A 17,850-nucleotide genomic window follows, 5' to 3' on the forward strand; every position below is an offset into this window, starting at 1 on the left:
CGGATCCGATTCAGCGGTGGTCGTGCTCGAGCGCGCCGCGGGGCACGACGACCACGGGGACGGGGGAATTCCGCACCACCTTGGTCGCGTGCGAGCCGAGGAACACGCGGGCGAGCGGCCCGAGGCTGCTCGATCCCACCACCAGCACCTCATCCTGCTCCCAGGGCACATCCGCGATCGCGCCCTCCCAGTCGTCGCCCCTCCCGATCACGGTGCCCTCCAGAGTCGGTGGATCCGCGAGCGCGGAGACCTCGGACAGCAGCTGCGCGGCGTGCCGCTGCACGTCGGCGGCCCAGCTGTCCGCGATGCTCTGCTCGATGTCCAAGCCCGTGCCGGCGGCGCCGGAGACCGGCGGCACCACCGCGAACGACGCGATCCGCAGTGCAGCTCCGACCCGGCCCGCGACGTCGGCCGCGCCGTGCACGAGATCGGCCGAGGTGTCCGTGCCGTGGTAGGCCGCCGTGACCCGGCCGACGCGCGACGCTTCGGGGGCCCGGAACCCGCGCGGCGCGATGGCCACGGGGACCGGGGAGACGTGCAGCAGGCCGTCGGTCTCGGATCCGAGCGCGATGCGGCCGGTGGGAGCGGTCACCGAGGATCCGACGACGACGAGATCCGCCGCGTGCTCCTCGGCGAGCTCGAGCAGGCCGCGGCGGACGGACGCCGCCTCGTGCACGAGGTACCGGGCCGGAACCGCGTCGCCCAGCACAGCGGCGGCATGGTCGAGAGCGGCGTCGGCCGTCGCGCGCGTGTGCTGCCGCCATTCCGCGTCGGCGGAGCCCACCGAGAGGTGCCACGTGCGGGGGACGACCGCCGCCACGACGAGATCGGTGTCCGCCGAGCGGGCCAGCATCGCCGCGAGGTTCAGCGCCGAGGCCGAGCGGTGCCCGGGATCGACGCCGACGACCAGGGTCATCGCAGACCCGCCTTGCGGCGTTCGGCGCCTGCCTGGCGCACCGCCTCGGTGCTGGGCTGCGCGACGTTCGTCGTGTAGGGGGCCTCGGCGTCGGCGACGGGGCGGCCGACCTCGAGCGCCGAGTGCTTGCGTCCGTAGAACCAGTAGAAGACGAGGAACACGGCGGCCCAGATCAGGAACACCACGATCGTGATGACGCGCAGCTGGGTGATGATCGCGATGCAGCCGATGATCGACAGGATCGGGATGGTCCAGCCGAGCGGGAGGCGGAAGCCGCGTTCCAGCTCGGGCTCGCGCACGCGCAGGATGATCACGCCGACCGAGACCACGAGGAAGGCCACGAGCGTGCCGATGCTGGTCATCTCGGCGAGGAAGTTGATCGGGATCACCGCGGCGAGGATGCTCGTGGCGATCATCACGATGACCGTATTGCGCACCGGGGAGAGCGTGCGCGGGTCGACCTTCGCGAACACCGGCGGGATCATGCCGTCACGCGACATCGCGAACAGGATCCGGGTCTGGCCGTACAGGCAGACCAGGGTGACCGAGAAGATGGAGATGATGGCGCCGATCGCCACGACCGTGCCGGGCCAGGTGGATCCGATGATGTTCTGCAGGATCGCGGCCAGACCCGCGTCCTGGTTCTCGAACTTCGCGGGAGCCTGAGCGCCGAGGGCGGCGAGGCAGGTGAGCACGTACAGCGTGATGATGATGCCGAGGGCGAAGATGATCGCCAGCGGCAGGTTGCGCTTCGGGTTCTTCGCCTCGTCGCCCGCGGTGGAGACGGCGTCCAGCCCGACGAACGAGAAGAAGATGATGCCGGCGCCGCCGACGATGCCGGCGAAACCCGCCGGGGCGAAGTTGTGGAAGTGGTCCGCATTCCAGCCTGTGAAAGCGACGGCGCAGAAGAACAGCACGACCGAGATCTTGACGACCACCATGATGCTGTTGACCAGCGTGGATTCGCGGGCGCCGCGCATCAGGAGCAGGCCGCACAGCACGATGACGATGACGGCCGGCACGTTCACGATGCCGCCCTGCTCGGGCGCCTGGGAGAGCTGCACCGGCAGCTGCCAGCCGAACAGGTTCTGCAGCAGTTGGTTGACGTACTGCGACCAGCCGACCGCGACCGCGGCGGTCGAGACGCCGTACTCCAGCAGCAGGCAGGCGCCCACCGCCATCGCGGTGCCTTCGCCGAGCGTCGCGTAGGCGTAGGAGTACGTGGATCCGGAGACCGGGACGGCGCCCGCCATCTCGGCGTAGCAGAGGGCGGTGAGGCCGGCGACGATCCCGCCGATCACGAACGACCAGATGACGGCCGGGCCGGCGACGGGCACGGCCTGCGACAGGATGAAGAAGATCCCGGTGCCGAGGGTGCCGCCGACACCGATCATGGTCAGCGAGAAGAGCCCGATGCTCCGTTTGAGGTGCACCTCGCCGGCGCCGACGGGGGTCGTCGGCTTCCGGCGCAGCAGCTGCTGGGCGATGGTGGGCATACCAGTCTCCTTCGAATGGTGGGGGTCGACCCGCGACGCGGTGCGCCGCGGGATGCGTTTCAGTCTTCTTTCGTCACCCGGAAGGACGCGACCTGGGGGTCGGCCGCGCCTCGCACGTATCCGCTGGGGGAGGCGGCGACCGCCTGGAGGAAGGCGACGGTCTGCGCCGTGATCTCCTCTCCGGGGATGACGTTCGGGATCCCCGGAGGATAGGCGGCGAGGGTGTCCGCGGAGATGCGCCCGACGGCCTCGGCGGCCGGGACGAGCTCCGTCTCGGAGAAGAACGCGTCGCGCGGGAGCACCCGCAGCGGTCCGGACGGCGGCAGGGCCGGGAAGGCCGCGGCGTCGCCCGTGGTGCGCTCGGCGTGGGCCTCGACGGAGTCGACGGCCGCGACGAGCGCGCGGTGCGCGGCGGCCAGGTCCGGAACGGAGCCCGCGCCGATGAGGGCGACGAGCGAGGTCGCCGTCGACATCTCGAAGAAGATGCCGTCCTGGTCGATGAGGCGCTGGCGCAGCCAGTGCCCGCTCACGCCCGTGGCCGAGACGTCGATGGGGACGCGCAGCGGGTCGGTCGCGACGATGTCGTCGAATGCGCCGAAGTCGTCGCTGAGGACGGCGAAGCGCGGGTCGTCGCGCAGAGCCGCGCGGAAGGACTCCGCGGCGGCGATCGACCGGCCGATCAGCTCCTCGCCCGTGACGAGGGAGTGGCGCGCGATGTCCAGCGAGGCCTGCAGCAGGGCGGACGACGACGTCGACGCGGTGAGCGCGACCGCGCGCTCGATGAGAGGTTCCAGCCGGTCGGCGAACGGGCCGTGCCCGAGGTGCAGCATCGCCGACTGGGTGAGGGATCCGGCGAGCTTGTGCGTGCTCGAGACGACGAGGTCGGCGCCGAGCCGCGCGGGCGACTCGGGCAGGTCCGGGTGGAACCCGAAGTGCGGCCCCCAGGCGCCGTCCACGATGAGAGGGGCGCCGTGCGCGTGCGCCACCTCGGCGAGACCGGCGACATCCGCGACGGACCCGAAGTAGCTGGGGGAGACGACGTACACGGCGCTCGCCGCGTGCCCGTCGTGCGCCGCGGCGATCAGCGCCGCGTCCAGCGCGGCCGGGGAGACGCCGTGCGCGATGCCGTGCCGCGAGTCGACGGAGGGCAGCACGAAGGACGGGGTGAGCCCCGCGGTGAGGACGCCGTCGCTGAAGCTGGAGTGGGCGCTGCGCTGGGAGAGGATGCCGGATCCGAGCCCGCGCACGGCGAGCGCGGCGATCCGGTTGGCTTGCGAGGCGCCGCCGGTGAGGAACCAGGTGCGGCGGGCTCCCCAGGCGTCGGCGGCCAGGTCGAGCGCCTGCGCGAGCGGGGAGTCCTCGCCGAGGTCGATCCCGTCCAGCAGCATCGGGACGTCGAGCTGCAGCGGGCGCTCCCCGAGGAAGTCGGCGAGCCGGGCGCTGAGGCCGCGGCCGTCACCACCGTGGCCCGGGACCATCAGCTGGATCGGCGCACGTCCCGCGTGCCGGTCGAGCGCGTCCGCGTACGGCGTCTCCCAGTGCCGCAGGTCCGGGGAGGGGCCGGACGAGGACGGGGCGACGGTGGCGGACTCGGAGAGCATTCTTCCATGGTGAGACCTGTCCGCCGGGGGAGGAATCCCCCGAAGTTCGCCCAGCCCACATATTCTGTATGTGACTGACGGCGAAGTCAGGGTGTGTAATGACATAGGAGGTTGGTGTAAGTGGTCGATCTGCGACAGCTCGAAGCGCTCCGGGCGGTGCACGCCGAAGGGTCGGTCACTGCCGCCGCGCGCCGGCTCGGGTGGGGGCAGCCGACCGTCGACTACCACCTCAAGAACCTCGAGCGGCTCGTGGGGTCGCCGGTGCTGATCCGTTCTCCGCGGGGCAGCAGGCTCACGCCGGTCGGGATGCTGCTGCTGGAGCGGGCGCAGGAGATCCTGACGCTGAGCGAGCGGGCGATCCGGGACGCGAGGGAGCTGACGTCGATGGGGAGGGTGCGGCTGCGCTTCGGGACGTTCCCGACGGCGGCCGCGAAGATCCTGCCCTCCGTGGTGTCGCGGGTCAACGATCTCGGGATCGAGGTCGACGCGGTGCTGGAGGAGGGGCCGTCGCTCGTCGAGCGGATCAACCGGGGCGCGCTGGATGCGGCACTGATCTACACGGTTCCGGGGTACGAGCTGCCGTTCCGGCCGCATGTCGCGACGGTCGAAGTACACCGGGATCCGCTCATGCTGGCGTTGCCGACCGGGCATCCGCTGGCGTCGCGGGCCTCGGTGGACGTCGCCGCCCTGCTGTCGCTGTGGAACGAGCGCTGGCTGTTCGCCGCGGCGGCGGACGATCCGATGGACACGATCGTCATCGACGCGTTCGCCGCCGAGGGGCACACCCTGGACGTTGCGATCCGCACCGACGACTTCCAGGTCATGCTGGGCATGATCGCCGCGCGGATGGTGGTGGGGCTGGTCCCGGCGCTCGCGACCGGGGGAGCGCATCCCGGCATCGTGCTGCGGCCGATCGACGACCCGTCGTTCGTGCGGTCGATCCTCGTCGCGACGACGGCCGAAGGGGCGTCGCGACGCCCGTCGACCGCGGTCCGTCAGCTCGTCGCCGCGATCCGCGACGGGTTCAGCGCGCTCGCGGCCGGGGCGGGGGCGGAGTGAGCCGGAGTCCTTGCGATGCGGACACGCCCGGAGGTCGGGATCGCGGCGTCGATTCGCATCCGCTGAGATCCATGTTGTAAGCTGAATGAGTTGTCGCGGGAAGCCGCGAACAGCAGATGGGCCTGTGGCGCAGCTGGTAGCGCACCTGCATGGCATGCAGGGGGTCAGGGGTTCGAGTCCCCTCAGGTCCACCGTGTGATGAGTTGGGACATAGGTCCCTGATGAGTCACGACATATGTCACGAACGAGAGCCCGGCCATCGGCCGGGCTCTCGTTGTGTGTTGCGCCAGTATGCCCGGGTGGGGTCGATGGTGTTTGTGGCGATGATCTCGCGGTCATGCCGGCGGCTTCGAGGCCGACGTGGGTGCGGTGGGCGAGGGACTGCCACGGAGCGACCTCACCGATGAAGTAGTACGGGATGCCGCAGATGGAGAAGCTCGGGTAGGCGTCGGCGACAACGACGGTCACGTCGACGGTGGGCTCGAGTTCGCGGGCGCGGAGCGCCGCGGAGATCCCCGCTTCGCTACCGCCGATCACGGCGATATGGGTCGTCAGGATGCTTCTTCCAAGTCGGAGGGAACAACCGTCGCCTGGGCATCCGCGACGGTCGGCGGTGGAGGGAACAGCAAGAGGATGAGTCCGATCCCGACTGCGGCGCCGACGAGCTGCGCAGCCAGGTAGGGGAGCATGGAGGCGGGGGCGATGCCGGCGAAGGTGTCGGTGAAGATGCGCCCGATGGTGACGGCCGGGTTCGCGAACGACGTCGACGAGGTGAACCAGTATGCCGACCCGATGTAGGCGCCGACTGCGGCCGCGATCTGTGGGAGCGTCGCCCGCGCCCGGCTCAGCCCGGCGATCAGGAGCACGAGGCCGGCGGTAGCGACGACCTCGCCGAGTAGCGTGCCAGGGGTGGCCCGGTTGGTGGTGGAGATCGCGGTCGGGAGCTGGAACATCGCGTTGGCCAGCACCGCTCCGCAGATGGCGCCGAGTATCTGCGCGACGATGAAGACCAGAAGGTCCAGACCGGCGAGGCCGGTGCGGTCGCGGCGGCCGAGGATCGCGTTCATCGCGGAGACGACCGGGTTGAAGTGCGCGCCGGAGACCGGGCCGAGCAACAGAATCAGCACCCCGAGTCCGAAGGCGGTCGCGATCGAGTTCTCCAGCAACCGCAGGCCCGTGTCCGCGGAGAGTCGCTGCGCGGCGATCCCGGACCCGACCACGACCGTGACCAGCAGGCCGGTGCCGAGGAACTCCGCGAGCGCGCGCCGCGCAATGCCCGAGGTCATGTGGCGGTCCCGGCAGGGTGAGCGTGCAGTTCGGCGAGGAGGTGCTCGACGTGGGCCTGGATCTCGTCGCGCACGGCACGGATGCCTTCCATGTCGAGGTCGGCGGGGTCGGCGAGCTGCCAGTCGAGGTACCGCTTCCCGGGGTAGATCGGGCACGCATCCCCGCACCCCATTGTGATAACCGCGTCCGCGGCGCGAACGACGTCGTCGGTGAGCGGTTTCGGGAACTCCTCACCGAGGTCAATGCCGGCTTCCTCGAGCACGGTCAGCACCCCGGGCAGCAGGCCCGCCGCGGGCTGGGAGCCGGCGGAGCGCACATGCACCGTGTCGCCGGCGAGTTGTCGGGTGATCGCGGCGGCCATCTGGGATCGGCCCGAGTTCTGCACGCAGACGTACAGGATCTCCGGCACCGGCTTGTCCACCAGCCCGCGGGACTGGGCGAGAGCGGTGAGCCGGTCGCGGGCGAACTTCTCTGCCATCGCCGGAAGGTGCGCGGTCACGGTCGCGGTGCGGGCGAGTGCCGTGTACGACTCGAAGACAACCCGCTCCACAGTCTCCTCACCCACCAGCCCGGTGAACTGGTGGGCGAGGCGTTCCGCGGCGCGGCGGAGCACCGCGTCGGCAGAGGAGAGGCCATCCTGGCCGTGCGGCCAGGGTCCGGCGTTCATGCCGCACCGCCAGCAGGAAGCAGCTCGCCGATCAGGGTCTCGACGCGGGCGCGGATCTCGTCTCGGATGCGCCGCACGGTGGCGGTGTCCTGCCCTGCCGGGTCGTCGAGTACCCAGTCCTCGTACCGCTTCCCGGGAAAGATCGGGCAGGCATCCCCGCAGCCCATGGTGATCACCGCGTCCGCCTCCCGCACAGCCTCGGTGGTGAGCAGCTTCGGGGTGTTGCCGGCGATGTCGATGCCCTCTTCGGCCATCGCAGCGACGGCGATCGGGTTGATCTGATCCTTCGGCGCCGACCCGGCGGAGAGCACCTCGATGCGGTCCCCGGCGAGGTGCTGCAGATAGCCGGCGGCCATCTGTGACCGGCCGGCGTTGTGCACGCAGACGAACAGAACAGTCGGCTTCTCAGTCATAGTCGGGTCCTCTCCTGGCGGGTTTGCGTGTCCATCTTGACGAACCGACTATAGCTCAGTCAAGATTGAGGCGATGAACGTTGAGGGAATTCCGTCGGTGGAGGATCGGGCGCGGAAGCATGCCGCGCTGGCCGATCCCGCACGTCTCCGGATGCTCGACATGCTCACCTACGGGGACCTCACGCCGACCGAGCTGCGCGAAGAACTCGGGCTGCCCTCCAACCTGGTCGCACACCACTTGGGGGTACTCGAACGTGAGGGGATCATCGCGCGGACCCGGTCCGAAGGCGACCGTCGGCGCAGCTATGTGCGTCTGATTCCGTCAGCACTGCCCGAGCTGGGGTTCACCGCCGCGGCTGGTGCGGAGCGGGTCGTGTTCGTGTGCTCCCACAATTCCGCCCGCTCCCAACTCGCCCGCGCACTGTGGACAGGGCTCAGCCCTGTCCCGGCAGAGTCCGCCGGCACGCACCCCGCCGCCAAGGTCGCCTCGGGCGCGATCGCCGCGGCGGCTCGTCATGGTCTGGATCTGACCGGTGCGGTGCCGCAGCTGGTCGAGGACGTCGTCACCGAGACGGACTTCGTGATCACGGTGTGCGACCGAGCACACGAGGAATACCGGGCCGGGACCGTGCACTGGTCAGTCCCGGACCCGGTGATCGTGGGCACGGATGCTGCGTTCGAAGCCGCGTTCGCCGACCTCGCCGCTCGCGTCGAGCACTTCTCGCCCCGCCTCCTCGCCCTCGCGTGACGCCCGGCTCGCCCGTTGGGTCAGTCGGTGCCGTTGACGGACGAGCGGCGTTCGACGAGCACGGCGTGCCGCCAGGCGCCGGCGTGCAGGCCGAGCCGCGACTTCGCTTGAGTTCCCGCCTGCCGAAGACCCGGAACACGGCAGGTCGTGCAGGCGCAGGCTCGCCGTGTTCTCGGGGAAGATGCTCGATTGAATGCTCCAGAACCCGGCCGGATCCGCGGCCTCGATGAACGCGGCCAGCAGGAGGTGCCGACACCCTCGCCGTGGTGGTCGGGGGGGAATGTAGACCGAGTGCTCGATCTCATCCCCGCCCAGCGACTGGTCGCGGTCGACGACGCCGACGTTGTGTGGCTTCCCCCGCGGCGATGCGGGCAACGAAGATCGCCTCCACCGCGAGTCGATCAGCCGCCGCCATCGGACGGATGCATGTCACGAACAGCAGGACCCGCCGCTGCTGTCCCCGGTGGAGCAGACTCCGGTTGCCGGGAGGACGAGCTGCACCCGGGATGCAGCGCTCAGGTCGCCATCCAGCCACGCGGTCACGGACCGGACCTGCTCGTAGCCGGTGGTGAGCAAGAACGTGGGGGCGCGGCCGTACGACTTCATCCCGACGATGAAGAACCCCTGCTCCGGGTGCTTCAGCTCCTGGAACCCGTGCGGGGAGACCGTGCCGCACGAGTGCAGGTTCGGGTCGATCAGCGGCGCAAGGCGCTTCGGAGCTTCGACGATGTCGTCCAGCTCGAGCCGGATCTCACGCAGCATGTCCAAGTCGGGCCGGAACCCGGTCGCCGCGACCACGAGGTCCGCGTCGACGACGGCAGGCTCACCTCGTCGGGTGCCGACCACACGGATCCCGCCGCCAGCCGGCTCGAGGCGGCCGATCTGGAACGAGTCGACGACATCCACGATCCCGGCACTGACGAGTCGCCCGAGGCGGGTGCCGAGCTTCGCGCGCTCGGGCAGCTCGTCATCCGCGGATGAGGACACCCGGATCGCGGACGGGTTGCGGATCAGCCAGGTCACCCGCGTGCCGGGCTCCTCGCGGGTGAGCTTCCCAAGCCCGATGAGCGTGTTCGCCGCAGAGTGCCCGGCACCGACGACCGCGGTGTGCTTGCCCGCGAACCGGACGCGGTCGGCGCCGAGAACGTCAGGCAGCGCATGGACGATGTGGTCACTGACCTGGTCGGCGCCCAGCGGGCTGAGACCGGACGAGCTCAGCGGATTCGGGGTCGTGTAGGTACCGGACGCGTCGATCACCGCGCGTCCCGTGATCTCCTCGACGCGGCCGTCCGCGTGCCGGACACGGATCAGGAACGGTGCTGCGGCTCGGCCGGGGGTGCGGGTGCGGTCCATGCCCACCCTGGTTACCGCCAGCGCCTTCGTCGAGTAGCGGATCCGGGGCCCGATCTCCGGCAGCTCCGCCAGCGGCGCCAGGTAGTCGTCGACGAGCTCTTGCCCGGTCAGCGCACGACCCTCGGCGGCGGCCAATGACCAGCCGGATGCTTCCAGAAGCCGGCGCGACGCCGGGTCGATGAGGTGCCGCCACGGGGAGAAGAATCGGGTGTGACCCCAAAGCCGGATCGAGGATGCCACCTTGGTGCCGGCCTCGAGGATGGTGAAGTCGATGCCGCGTTCGACGAGGTTCGCTGCGGCGGCCAACCCGACCGGGCCAGCGCCGATGACGATGACCGGCAGCGCGGCGAGCTTGTCATCCGCAACCGAACGGGGAGCGAGATCGAGCAGGGTCACGAAAGCCTCCAGAGCTATATCGATGAACGTCGATGTTCAGTCTTCGCCATCTATCGACGCTTGTCAATATCGACTATTATCGATGCATGGTCACGATGCTCGAGGTCACCGACGTCACCACAAGGGGTGGGTCGTGCTGCGCGCCGCTCGTCAAGGAGCCTCTCGGTCGGTCGGACGCCGCGGAGCTCGCCGCGACACTCAAGGCGCTCGCGGACCCGGCCCGACTGCGGCTGCTGTCGATCGTCGCCTCCAGCGAGGGTCAGGAGGCGTGCGTGTGCGACCTCACCGACCCGATCGGACTGTCTCAGCCGACGGTGTCCCATCACTTGAAGATCCTTACCGAGGCCGGATTCCTGACTCGCTCGAAGCGTGGGACATGGGCGTACTTCGCCCTTGTTCCCGATGCGCTCGAGAAGGTCGGGCACATCCTTCTGGACCAGTAGATCGCGGCTACCTATTATCGCCAGCTCTGGGCCGAATCGGCACGCCGGCGCCGCGGTCGCGACGCTGCGAGTGGCCCATGCCTCTCCACAAGCGCGTCGATCTCACTCGGCCGGAGCTGCCGTGCCATCTTCGCCGCATGGGACGTCCTCCCGCTCGGGCGTTGCGACGCCTGACCAGGTCGGCGAGCAGCCTGGGCGCATCGGCTTGGCAACAGGCGTGCAACAGGTCCACCATGAGCTCCTCCAGCCGCGTCGTGTGGCCAGAAGCAACGCGACCGAGGCGATTCAGTCCGAGTTTCGGTTCCCGCCACCCTGATGTCACCTCCGCTTGGCAGTCTTCCTTACCGACGTACCCCACCGTGCAAGGAGCAGGAATGCCGAAACTGAACCGTCGACACTTCATGACCGCCTCGGCCGCGGCCATCGCCGCAGCCGCGACCTCGCAACTGCTCGGCGAGAGCATCGCCCGCGCGGCGACGATCCCTGCGAATCGAGCCACGGGAACGATCAAGGACATCGAGCACGTCGTCGTGTTCATGCAGGAGAATCGTGCGTTCGACACGTACTTCGGCACGATGAACGGCGTGCGCGGGTTCGCCGACCCGCACCCCGCGATCCTGCCGTCGGGTGCGAGCGTCTGGCATCAGAACGACGGCAGCCGGGACGTCCTGCCGTTCCATCCGACCGCGCCCAACCTCGGCATGCAGTTCCTCGAGGACCTCGACCACAACTGGGGCGCGACGCACACCGCGTTCAACGGCGGCAGGTACGACAAGTGGCTTCCCGCGAAGGGCGACGCGACGATGTCGTTCTACCAGAAGGACGACATCCCGTTCCACCGTGCGCTCGCGAACGCGTTCACGATCTGCGACCAGTACCACTGCTCGGTGCTCGGCCCGACCGATCCCAACCGGTACTACATGTTCACCGGCTACACCGGCAACGACTACGCGGGCGGCGGCCCCGACCTGTGGAACGCCGAGAAGGGCTACGACTGGAGCACCTACCCCGAGGAGCTGGAGAAGGCCGGCGTCAGCTGGAAGGTCTACCAGGACGTCGGCGACCCCGGGCTGGTCGGCCCGAACTGGGGCTGGGGGAGCAACCCGTACATCGGCAACTACGGTGACACGGCACTGCTGTACTTCCACCAGTACCAGAACGCGACACCGGGCAGCCCGCTCTACGACAAGGCCCGCACGGGCACCGACGCGCTGCACGGCGACGACCTGTTCCGCATCTTCCGGCAGGACGTCACGAACGGCACGCTGCCGCAGGTGTCGTACATCGTCGCGCCCGAGGCCTACACCGAGCACGCGAACTGGCCGCCGAACTACGGCGCCTGGTACGCGGCGAACATCCTCGACATCCTCACCTCGAACCCCGACGTGTGGAGCAAGACCGCGCTGCTGTTCATGTACGACGAGAACGACGGACTGTTCGACCACGTCGTGCCGCCGCACCCGAACACCCCGAAGATCCCCGGCGCCTCGACCGTGTCGACCGACGGCGAGTGGTACGACGGGCGGCCGACCTACTCGCGCGCGAAGGGTGACGTCTCCGGTCACTACGGCCTCGGCGTGCGCGTGCCGATGATCGTGGCCTCGCCGTGGAGCATGGGCGGCTGGGTCTGCTCGGAGACCTTCGACCACTCGTCGATCGTGCGGTTCCTGGAGAACCGCTTCGGTGTGGCCTCGCCCAACATCTCGCAGTGGCGGCGCGCCGTCTCCGGCGATCTCACGAGCGCGTTCGACTTCTCGTCGACCGGCGGCACGGTTCCCTCGATGCCCGCGACCGCGCAGTACCGGCCGCCGGCTCAGGACGTGGCGGGGGCGGTGAAGCACCCCAACTACTACCCGCAGCCTCCCGCCGAGAACACCATGCCGACGCAGGATCCCGGGACGCGTCCATCCCGACGGCTGGGCTACGCGCTCGACGCCACCGTCTCGCTCGCGGCCGGCACCTTGACCGCGCAATGGGCGAACCAGGGTTCGCTCGGCGCCCACGTGCAGGTCCGCTCGAACCTGCTGTCCGCGGCTCCGTATTCGTACACGATCGGCGCCGGAGCCTCGCTCGACGCTTCCTGGACGCTCGGGGCCGAGTACGACGTGCAGTTCCACGGCCCGGCGGGTTGGTACCGGCGGTACGCGGGCACGACTGCGGCCGCCGACATCCGGGTGTCCGTCGCGGGTGACGGCGAGGCGGCGCACGCCCGGATCCGGATCGAGAACGCGGGATCCCGCGCGGCCGCGCTGACCCTCGCCGACGCCTACGCGGGCTCGCAGTCGCTGCACCTGCAGGCCGGGCAGGCCACGACCGTGGTCGTCTCCACGAACGGCGGATGGTACGACCTGACGGTCACATCGGACGCCGACCCGAAGCTCGTCCGCACGGTCGCCGGGCGGCTGGAGAAGGTGAAGACGCTCACCACCGACCCGCAGCTCGGTCGGTGACGTCGGCTCCGGCCGTCACAACCGGAACGCCAGACCATGCGCGGAGGGGGAGGGACGCCGATACCCGGCGTCCCTCCCCACCAAGCGTTGTCGCGGCGTAGAGAAATATCGCCATTTCGATATCCCGGTGGGCGCCTCCCGTCCCAAGGCCCTTCCCCGGGCCCGAACCGGATCCGTCCGAACGCGGTGGGCGGCCGGCAATCGCTGCAAGGACGCTGCAAGTGCGTCGCCGGGCATTGGCCTGAGCGACCCGCTGACGGAGAATCTCCCCATGAGCGAACGCAACGAAGATGCGGCTATGGCGAAGGTGCTCGACCGTATCGCGGAGCGTTTTCCCACGGTCTCCCGCGGACGGATTGAGGCGATCGTGGGGGAGGAGCGGGCCCGTCTGAGCGGAAGTCGGATCCGCGACTACATCGCCGTTCTCGTCGAACGCACGACGACGGACCGTCTGCGGAACGAAACCGTGGTGGTGTCGGCCCCCGGTGACGCCGGTGTCGGGACGCTTCTGCATAGGGATCCGGACCGGTCCGATCCCATGGAACGGGATGCGCGTTCTCAGAGCGGTGGAGCACTGCGCAGCGACCTCGGCGGGCCTTCGCGGGTGGCGTGAGCGAGCTGCTCACCTGGATCCACCCCATGCAGCGGCATTGCGGACTCGCGACGGTGATGATGTCCCGAGCGCTGGTGCGGGCCGCCGACGCCGGCATCACGAAGCCCCGGGGCGCCGACGGCTTCGGGGCGGTGAGGTCTGAACCGGCGGTTCGGCGATGTCGACGACTGTGGCTCCGGCTGTTGTAAGGAATGTCATCTCCGGTGTCATGGTTGGCATCGGGTTCTGGGACGACGAACGGCGAGAAATCTCGCGAGCACCGGAGTGGCGAGCGAGGAACCGTCTCTCGGAACGCAGGAATTTCTGGTCGCCATAGGTGACATCTTCTCTCTCTCGTGCTTGCTGTTTCGCTGATTGTGTCGTCGGTGTTGCGCGGCTGACGGGTGGCAATGCCCCGTCTGAGGGCCGGCTGTCTAGCTTGGTCTGACCCGCATTCGAAGACGAACGGCGTCTCCGAATGGAGGTGCGCTCAGCGGCGGGTGCCCTGGTCGGACGATTGCATCATCATAGATGATGATGTACCTTGGACGCGCCGGGTAGATCCCGGAACTCAGAGGTCATGGGTGCCCCCTTGTCTTGCGTCGTCGTAGGCGTTGGACGACGGGGAGTCATGTCCGTGTGGAAGAGGTGTTGATTCCGATGGCGATCACGTCCAGCGTTTCCCGTGTCGCACCCGCCGAGCTCTTCTCCCGGCGGCCGACTGACGATGAGCGGGCTCGGGCACGCGAGATCCTCGGCAGCTCGACCGTGATCGATACCTGCGGCGCGATCAGGCCGACCGGGCCTGGCGGAAGCCTCGACGATTCGATTGCAGAGCTGCGGGCGAATGGGATCAACGGGGTTGGGCTGACGCTCGCTGCCGAGGAGGACGGCCTTCAGGCGGCCATGAACATGATCCTCAAGTGGAACGGTCTCATCCGGAGCTACTCGAACGATCTGGTGCATGTCCGATCCGCGGACGAGATCCGACAGGCGCGGGAGGATGGCAGGATCGCCGTCTACTACCTGCTTCAGAATGGGCGTCCTTTCGAGGACGATCCGGGCAACGTCGAGCTGTTCCGGCAGATGGGGGTCACCTCCAGCCAGATCACGTACAACAAGAAGAACTTCCTGGGCGACGGTTGCCTCGAGCCGCGCGACGGCGGACTGAGCCTGCTCGGACGCGAGGTGATCGCGGAGATGAACCGAGTCGGGATGCTGGTGGACCTCTCCCACGCCAGTCGGTTGACGCAGCAAGATGCCGTTCTCGCCTCCACGAGGCCCGTCTACTTTTCGCACTGCAATGTGAACGCCATCTGTTCCATCCCGCGCAACGCCGCCGACGACACACTTGAGCTCGTCGCGGATCGCGGCGGAATGGCCGGCGTCTATCCTCTCGACCTCACGCACGACGGCGAGGCGACCGTCGCGAATGTGGGTGAGCATCTCGAGCATCTGCTGCGGGTGATGGGTCCGGATCGGGTGAGCTTCGCGAGCGACTTCCCGAAGGGACGGCCGATCATCTACGAGCTCGCGCACCTGGACGACGACGGCTACCTGCACATCCAGCACGACGGCACGCACAAGGTGCGCCGCATGAAATGGGACAAGCCGGGCTGTGTCCCGTTCTATCCCTGGTACAAGTATGCCGAGGGCGTTGGCAGTTACGGCGAGTTCGTCAATGTCGCGTGCGAGCTGCTGGTGCGCGGGGTGCCGGACGATGTGGTCGCCGGCGTGCTCGGCGAGAACTTCCTCACCTTCTATGAGGCGAACGTCGGCTGAACGGGTGGTGGCCGCTCATCCGAGGTGAGGCCCGGTCACGCGATTAGTCTCACCCGCCGAGGTCCTCGAACGTCTTCGTCCCTCGGCTGGTCGCCAGGAGAAGGCCCGCCAAGGAGCCCGCAGCCGCAATGGCAAAGGTGATCGCGAACGGAACCATCGACTGTGCTCCGAGCAGCCCGACCAGTGGCGCGACCAGACCGCCAGCCAGATACTGCGTCGCCCCCTGGAGAGCGCTTGCAGTGCCCGCGCGTCCCGGAAGAGCGCTGATCGTCAGCGCGGTGATGTTTCCCATGGCGATCCCGAACGCCATGTTGGCGATCAGGATGAGGGGGACGATCGCGACCGGATCGAGATCGCCGAAGACGACCGTCGCGGTGGCGCCAGACGTGCCCAGGAACGTGAGCAGGCCGGCGCGGGCGATCCGAATCGGACCGAACCTTCGAACGATCAAAGCGCTCACGAGACCCGCCAGAAGCATGCCCGTGGCGTTCATGGCGATCAGGAGTCCGTAGTCCATCTCGCTCATGCCGAGACGCTTCTGATAGACGAACGGGAGGGAGGCGCCGATCGCGATGATCGCGGCGTAGCCGAACGCATAGCTCCCAGCGAAGCCGAGGAACCGCCTGTTCAACCTCGGCAGCCGGTGGATCAACAGCGTCTGCGACGCCGTGGTCGGATGAGGACTGCGCGGAACCGTGGCGCGGCGGGGAATGAACATCGCGGAAGCGGTGAGCGCGACCGTCCCGAAGCAGAACGTCGCCGCAGAGACGCCTCGCCAGCCTGTGACCGGACCGAGCGCGCTTCCTATCAGGGGTGTCACGATCGGTGCCAGTCCGACGATGAGCATGAAGACGCTGAAGGATCGAGCCGCGTTCGATGGGGATGTCAGGTCGGCGATGACGGCTCGGCTGACCACCATGCCCGCCCCGGCGCCGATGCCTTGCATCACGCGTGCGGCGAGCACGAGGGGCAGGGCGTTCAGCGGTATCGATGACGCGACCGCCACGAGGAACAGCGCGAGGCCGAGAACGATCGGGATCTTCCGCCCGATCCGATCGGAGAGCGGTCCGAAGACCAGCTGACCGACGCACACTCCGACGAGAAACGTCGTGATCGTCAGCTGAACCAGTGACGCTCCCGCGCCGAACTCGAGGGCCATCGCCGGCAGAACGGGCAGGAGCATGTCGATCGAGGCGGGACTGAGCATGCCGGACAGGGCGAGTGTGAGCAGAACGGCGGGTGTGAGGCCGCGGTGCGGCTCGATGGACGCGGTGTTCATCCTGGGGGCGTGCTCTCTTCCGGGTGAGGACGAACTGGATGTGCTTCTCGAGGTGGATCCTCAAAACCTATTGCCTCATCATCGATGATGATCTATTGTCATGATATCCGAGCCGGCACCGCCGACCAAGCGCCGCCCGGCGCGAGCAGATCCGCACCCGAACGCGCGAGTGGCTGCCCGGATGCAGGCATCACAACCGATTTCGAGAACGGTCTCGCGATTGGCGCGACCGTTCGCCCTGAAAGGTGAGGCGCATAGTGACGGCAGTCGACACGTCCGTGAAGGACGACTACCTCTCTCGCATTCCGACCGCTGACGAGGAGGAGCGCGCGCGCCTGCTTCAGCGTGACGCGATCATCCTCGACACGTGCGGTTCGGTGCGTCCGAACAACGCGGCGATGATCGACGACTCGATCGCGATCCTTAAGCAGAACCACATCAACGCGATGGCGCTGACGCTGGTCGCGGAGGAGGACGACACGCGCGGCGCGATGAACATGATCATGAAATGGAACAAGCTGATCCGCCAGCATTCCCACCATCTGGTCAAAGTCCAGAGCGCCGCTGAGATCCGTCAGGCGAAGGAAGACGGCCGGATCGGGATCTGGTATCAGTTCCAGAACGGGCGCCCCTTCGACGACGACGAGGGAAACGTGGAACTGTTCCGCGACATGGGGGTGACGCAGAGCCAGCTGACGTACAACACCCGCACATTCCTCGGAGACGGCGGTAGCGAGCCGGAGAACGCGGGGCTGAGCAATCTCGGCCGTCGTGTGATCGAGGAGATGAACCGCGTCGGCATCCTCATCGATCTGGCGCACTCCGGCGACCGCACGCGCCTGCAGACCATCGAGCACTCGGCGATGCCGGTCCTGATGTCTCATTGCGCGACGTTCGGGATCAACGGTGAGCAAGGCAACATCACCGATGAGATCCTCGAGCGCGCCAACGAGAAGGGCGGAGTGATCTCCATTCCGCCGCTGAGCCTGGCTTCCGGGCGGATTCCGACCGTCGCCGATATGGGCGAGCACATCGAGTACGCCCTCGCGAAGATGGGCCCGTCCGGCGTCGGATTCGCGACCGACTACCCGAAAGGTCGCCCGCTCATCTACGAAGCCGCGCACCTGGACGAGAACGGCTACCTCCACCTTCAGCACGACGGCACGACCAAGGCCCGGGTGGCGAAATGGGAGGGCCGTGGTCACCTGATGGAGTACCCGTGGTACCAGTACGCGGAAGGCATGACCACCTACAACGAGTTCCCCAACCTCGTGCGCGAACTGGTCGTGCGCGGACTCGACGACGAGACCATCCTTGCGGTCCTCGGCGGCAACGTTCTGTCCCTTTATGAGAAGGTCGTGGGTTGAC

The 17,850-nt window shown here is 68.3% G+C and carries 15 protein-coding genes and 1 tRNA gene; 8 read left to right on the forward strand and 8 right to left on the reverse strand.

The window, feature by feature from the left end:
- Positions 1-10: 10 nt before the first annotated feature.
- Genes RBR11_RS03975 through RBR11_RS03985 form a run of 3 tightly spaced genes read right to left on the reverse strand, consistent with a single transcriptional unit; the run spans position 11 to position 4,013 of the window.
- A complete protein-coding gene (locus RBR11_RS03975) occupies positions 11-916 on the reverse strand; it encodes a universal stress protein (protein WP_308488009.1) in 906 nt (301 codons plus the stop codon).
- Positions 913-2,412: an amino acid permease gene (locus tag RBR11_RS03980; RefSeq protein ID WP_308488010.1), complete on the reverse strand. Its 1,500-nt coding sequence runs from the start codon at positions 2,410-2,412 to the stop codon at positions 913-915. The genes RBR11_RS03975 and RBR11_RS03980 overlap by 4 nt, the downstream gene beginning before the upstream one ends.
- Before the next feature lie 59 nt (positions 2,413-2,471).
- Positions 2,472-4,013, reverse strand: a complete 1,542-nt coding sequence (locus RBR11_RS03985; protein WP_308488011.1) for an aminotransferase class I/II-fold pyridoxal phosphate-dependent enzyme — start codon at positions 4,011-4,013, stop codon at positions 2,472-2,474.
- A 120-nt stretch (positions 4,014-4,133) separates the two neighbouring features.
- On the opposite strand from RBR11_RS03985, the gene RBR11_RS03990 reads away from it, so the two are divergent.
- Both RBR11_RS03990 and RBR11_RS03995 read left to right on the forward strand, forming a co-directional pair.
- Complete coding sequence (locus RBR11_RS03990) at positions 4,134-5,072, forward strand: LysR family transcriptional regulator (RefSeq protein WP_308488012.1); 939 nt, start codon at positions 4,134-4,136, stop codon at positions 5,070-5,072.
- A gap of 118 nt (positions 5,073-5,190) precedes the next feature.
- Positions 5,191-5,263 (forward strand) — tRNA-Ala (locus tag RBR11_RS03995).
- Positions 5,264-5,623: 360 nt separating this feature from the next.
- Here RBR11_RS03995 and RBR11_RS04005 read toward each other — a convergent pair.
- Genes RBR11_RS04005 through RBR11_RS04015 form a run of 3 tightly spaced genes read right to left on the reverse strand, consistent with a single transcriptional unit; the run spans position 5,624 to position 7,439 of the window.
- Positions 5,624-6,358 (reverse strand): aquaporin, encoded by a 735-nt coding sequence (locus RBR11_RS04005; RefSeq protein WP_308488013.1) that lies wholly within the window; start codon positions 6,356-6,358, stop codon positions 5,624-5,626.
- Positions 6,355-7,026 (reverse strand): arsenate reductase/protein-tyrosine-phosphatase family protein, encoded by a 672-nt coding sequence (locus RBR11_RS04010; protein WP_308488014.1) that lies wholly within the window; start codon positions 7,024-7,026, stop codon positions 6,355-6,357. The genes RBR11_RS04005 and RBR11_RS04010 overlap by 4 nt, the downstream gene beginning before the upstream one ends.
- Entirely contained in the window at positions 7,023-7,439 is a 417-nt protein-coding gene (locus tag RBR11_RS04015; protein WP_308488015.1) for an arsenate reductase ArsC, read from the reverse strand. Before RBR11_RS04015 ends, RBR11_RS04010 begins: the two co-directional genes overlap by 4 nt.
- A 73-nt stretch (positions 7,440-7,512) precedes the next feature.
- Here RBR11_RS04015 and RBR11_RS04020 point away from each other — a divergent pair, with 73 nt between their 5' ends.
- Positions 7,513-8,187 carry an arsenate reductase/protein-tyrosine-phosphatase family protein gene (locus RBR11_RS04020; RefSeq protein WP_308488016.1) on the forward strand — a complete coding sequence of 225 codons (675 nt, stop codon included), beginning with the start codon at positions 7,513-7,515 and terminating at the stop codon, positions 8,185-8,187.
- A 429-nt stretch (positions 8,188-8,616) separates the two neighbouring features.
- Here the strand turns inward: RBR11_RS04020 and RBR11_RS04025 are convergent, their stop codons facing one another.
- Complete coding sequence (locus RBR11_RS04025) at positions 8,617-9,936, reverse strand: NAD(P)-binding domain-containing protein (RefSeq protein ID WP_308488017.1); 1,320 nt, start codon at positions 9,934-9,936, stop codon at positions 8,617-8,619.
- 86 nt (positions 9,937-10,022) lie between these two features.
- Here RBR11_RS04025 and RBR11_RS04030 point away from each other — a divergent pair, with 86 nt between their 5' ends.
- From RBR11_RS04030 to RBR11_RS04045, 4 genes are all read left to right on the forward strand, one after another.
- Positions 10,023-10,379, forward strand: a complete 357-nt coding sequence (locus RBR11_RS04030) for a metalloregulator ArsR/SmtB family transcription factor (protein ID WP_308488018.1) — start codon at positions 10,023-10,025, stop codon at positions 10,377-10,379.
- A gap of 374 nt (positions 10,380-10,753) precedes the next feature.
- Positions 10,754-12,829, forward strand: coding sequence for a phosphocholine-specific phospholipase C (locus tag RBR11_RS04035; RefSeq protein WP_308488019.1), 2,076 nt, complete (start codon positions 10,754-10,756; stop codon positions 12,827-12,829).
- 271 nt (positions 12,830-13,100) lie between these two features.
- A complete protein-coding gene (locus RBR11_RS04040; RefSeq protein ID WP_308488020.1) occupies positions 13,101-13,442 on the forward strand; it encodes a three-helix bundle dimerization domain-containing protein in 342 nt (113 codons plus the stop codon).
- A 639-nt stretch (positions 13,443-14,081) separates the two neighbouring features.
- Positions 14,082-15,203 (forward strand): membrane dipeptidase, encoded by a 1,122-nt coding sequence (locus RBR11_RS04045; RefSeq protein WP_308488021.1) that lies wholly within the window; start codon positions 14,082-14,084, stop codon positions 15,201-15,203.
- 49 nt (positions 15,204-15,252) lie between these two features.
- On the opposite strand, the gene RBR11_RS04050 is transcribed toward RBR11_RS04045, so the two are convergent.
- The gene (locus RBR11_RS04050; protein WP_308488022.1) at positions 15,253-16,482 is read right to left on the reverse strand and encodes a multidrug effflux MFS transporter; all 1,230 of its coding nucleotides are present in this window, start codon (positions 16,480-16,482) and stop codon (positions 15,253-15,255) included.
- A gap of 257 nt (positions 16,483-16,739) precedes the next feature.
- On the opposite strand from RBR11_RS04050, the gene RBR11_RS04055 reads away from it, so the two are divergent.
- Positions 16,740-17,849 carry a membrane dipeptidase gene (locus RBR11_RS04055; RefSeq protein WP_308488023.1) on the forward strand — a complete coding sequence of 370 codons (1,110 nt, stop codon included), beginning with the start codon at positions 16,740-16,742 and terminating at the stop codon, positions 17,847-17,849.
- Position 17,850 lies beyond the last annotated feature (1 nt).

Origin of the sequence: Microbacterium capsulatum (assembly GCF_030865425.1) — a bacterium.
GTDB classification, from domain to species: domain Bacteria; phylum Actinomycetota; class Actinomycetes; order Actinomycetales; family Microbacteriaceae; genus Microbacterium; species Microbacterium capsulatum.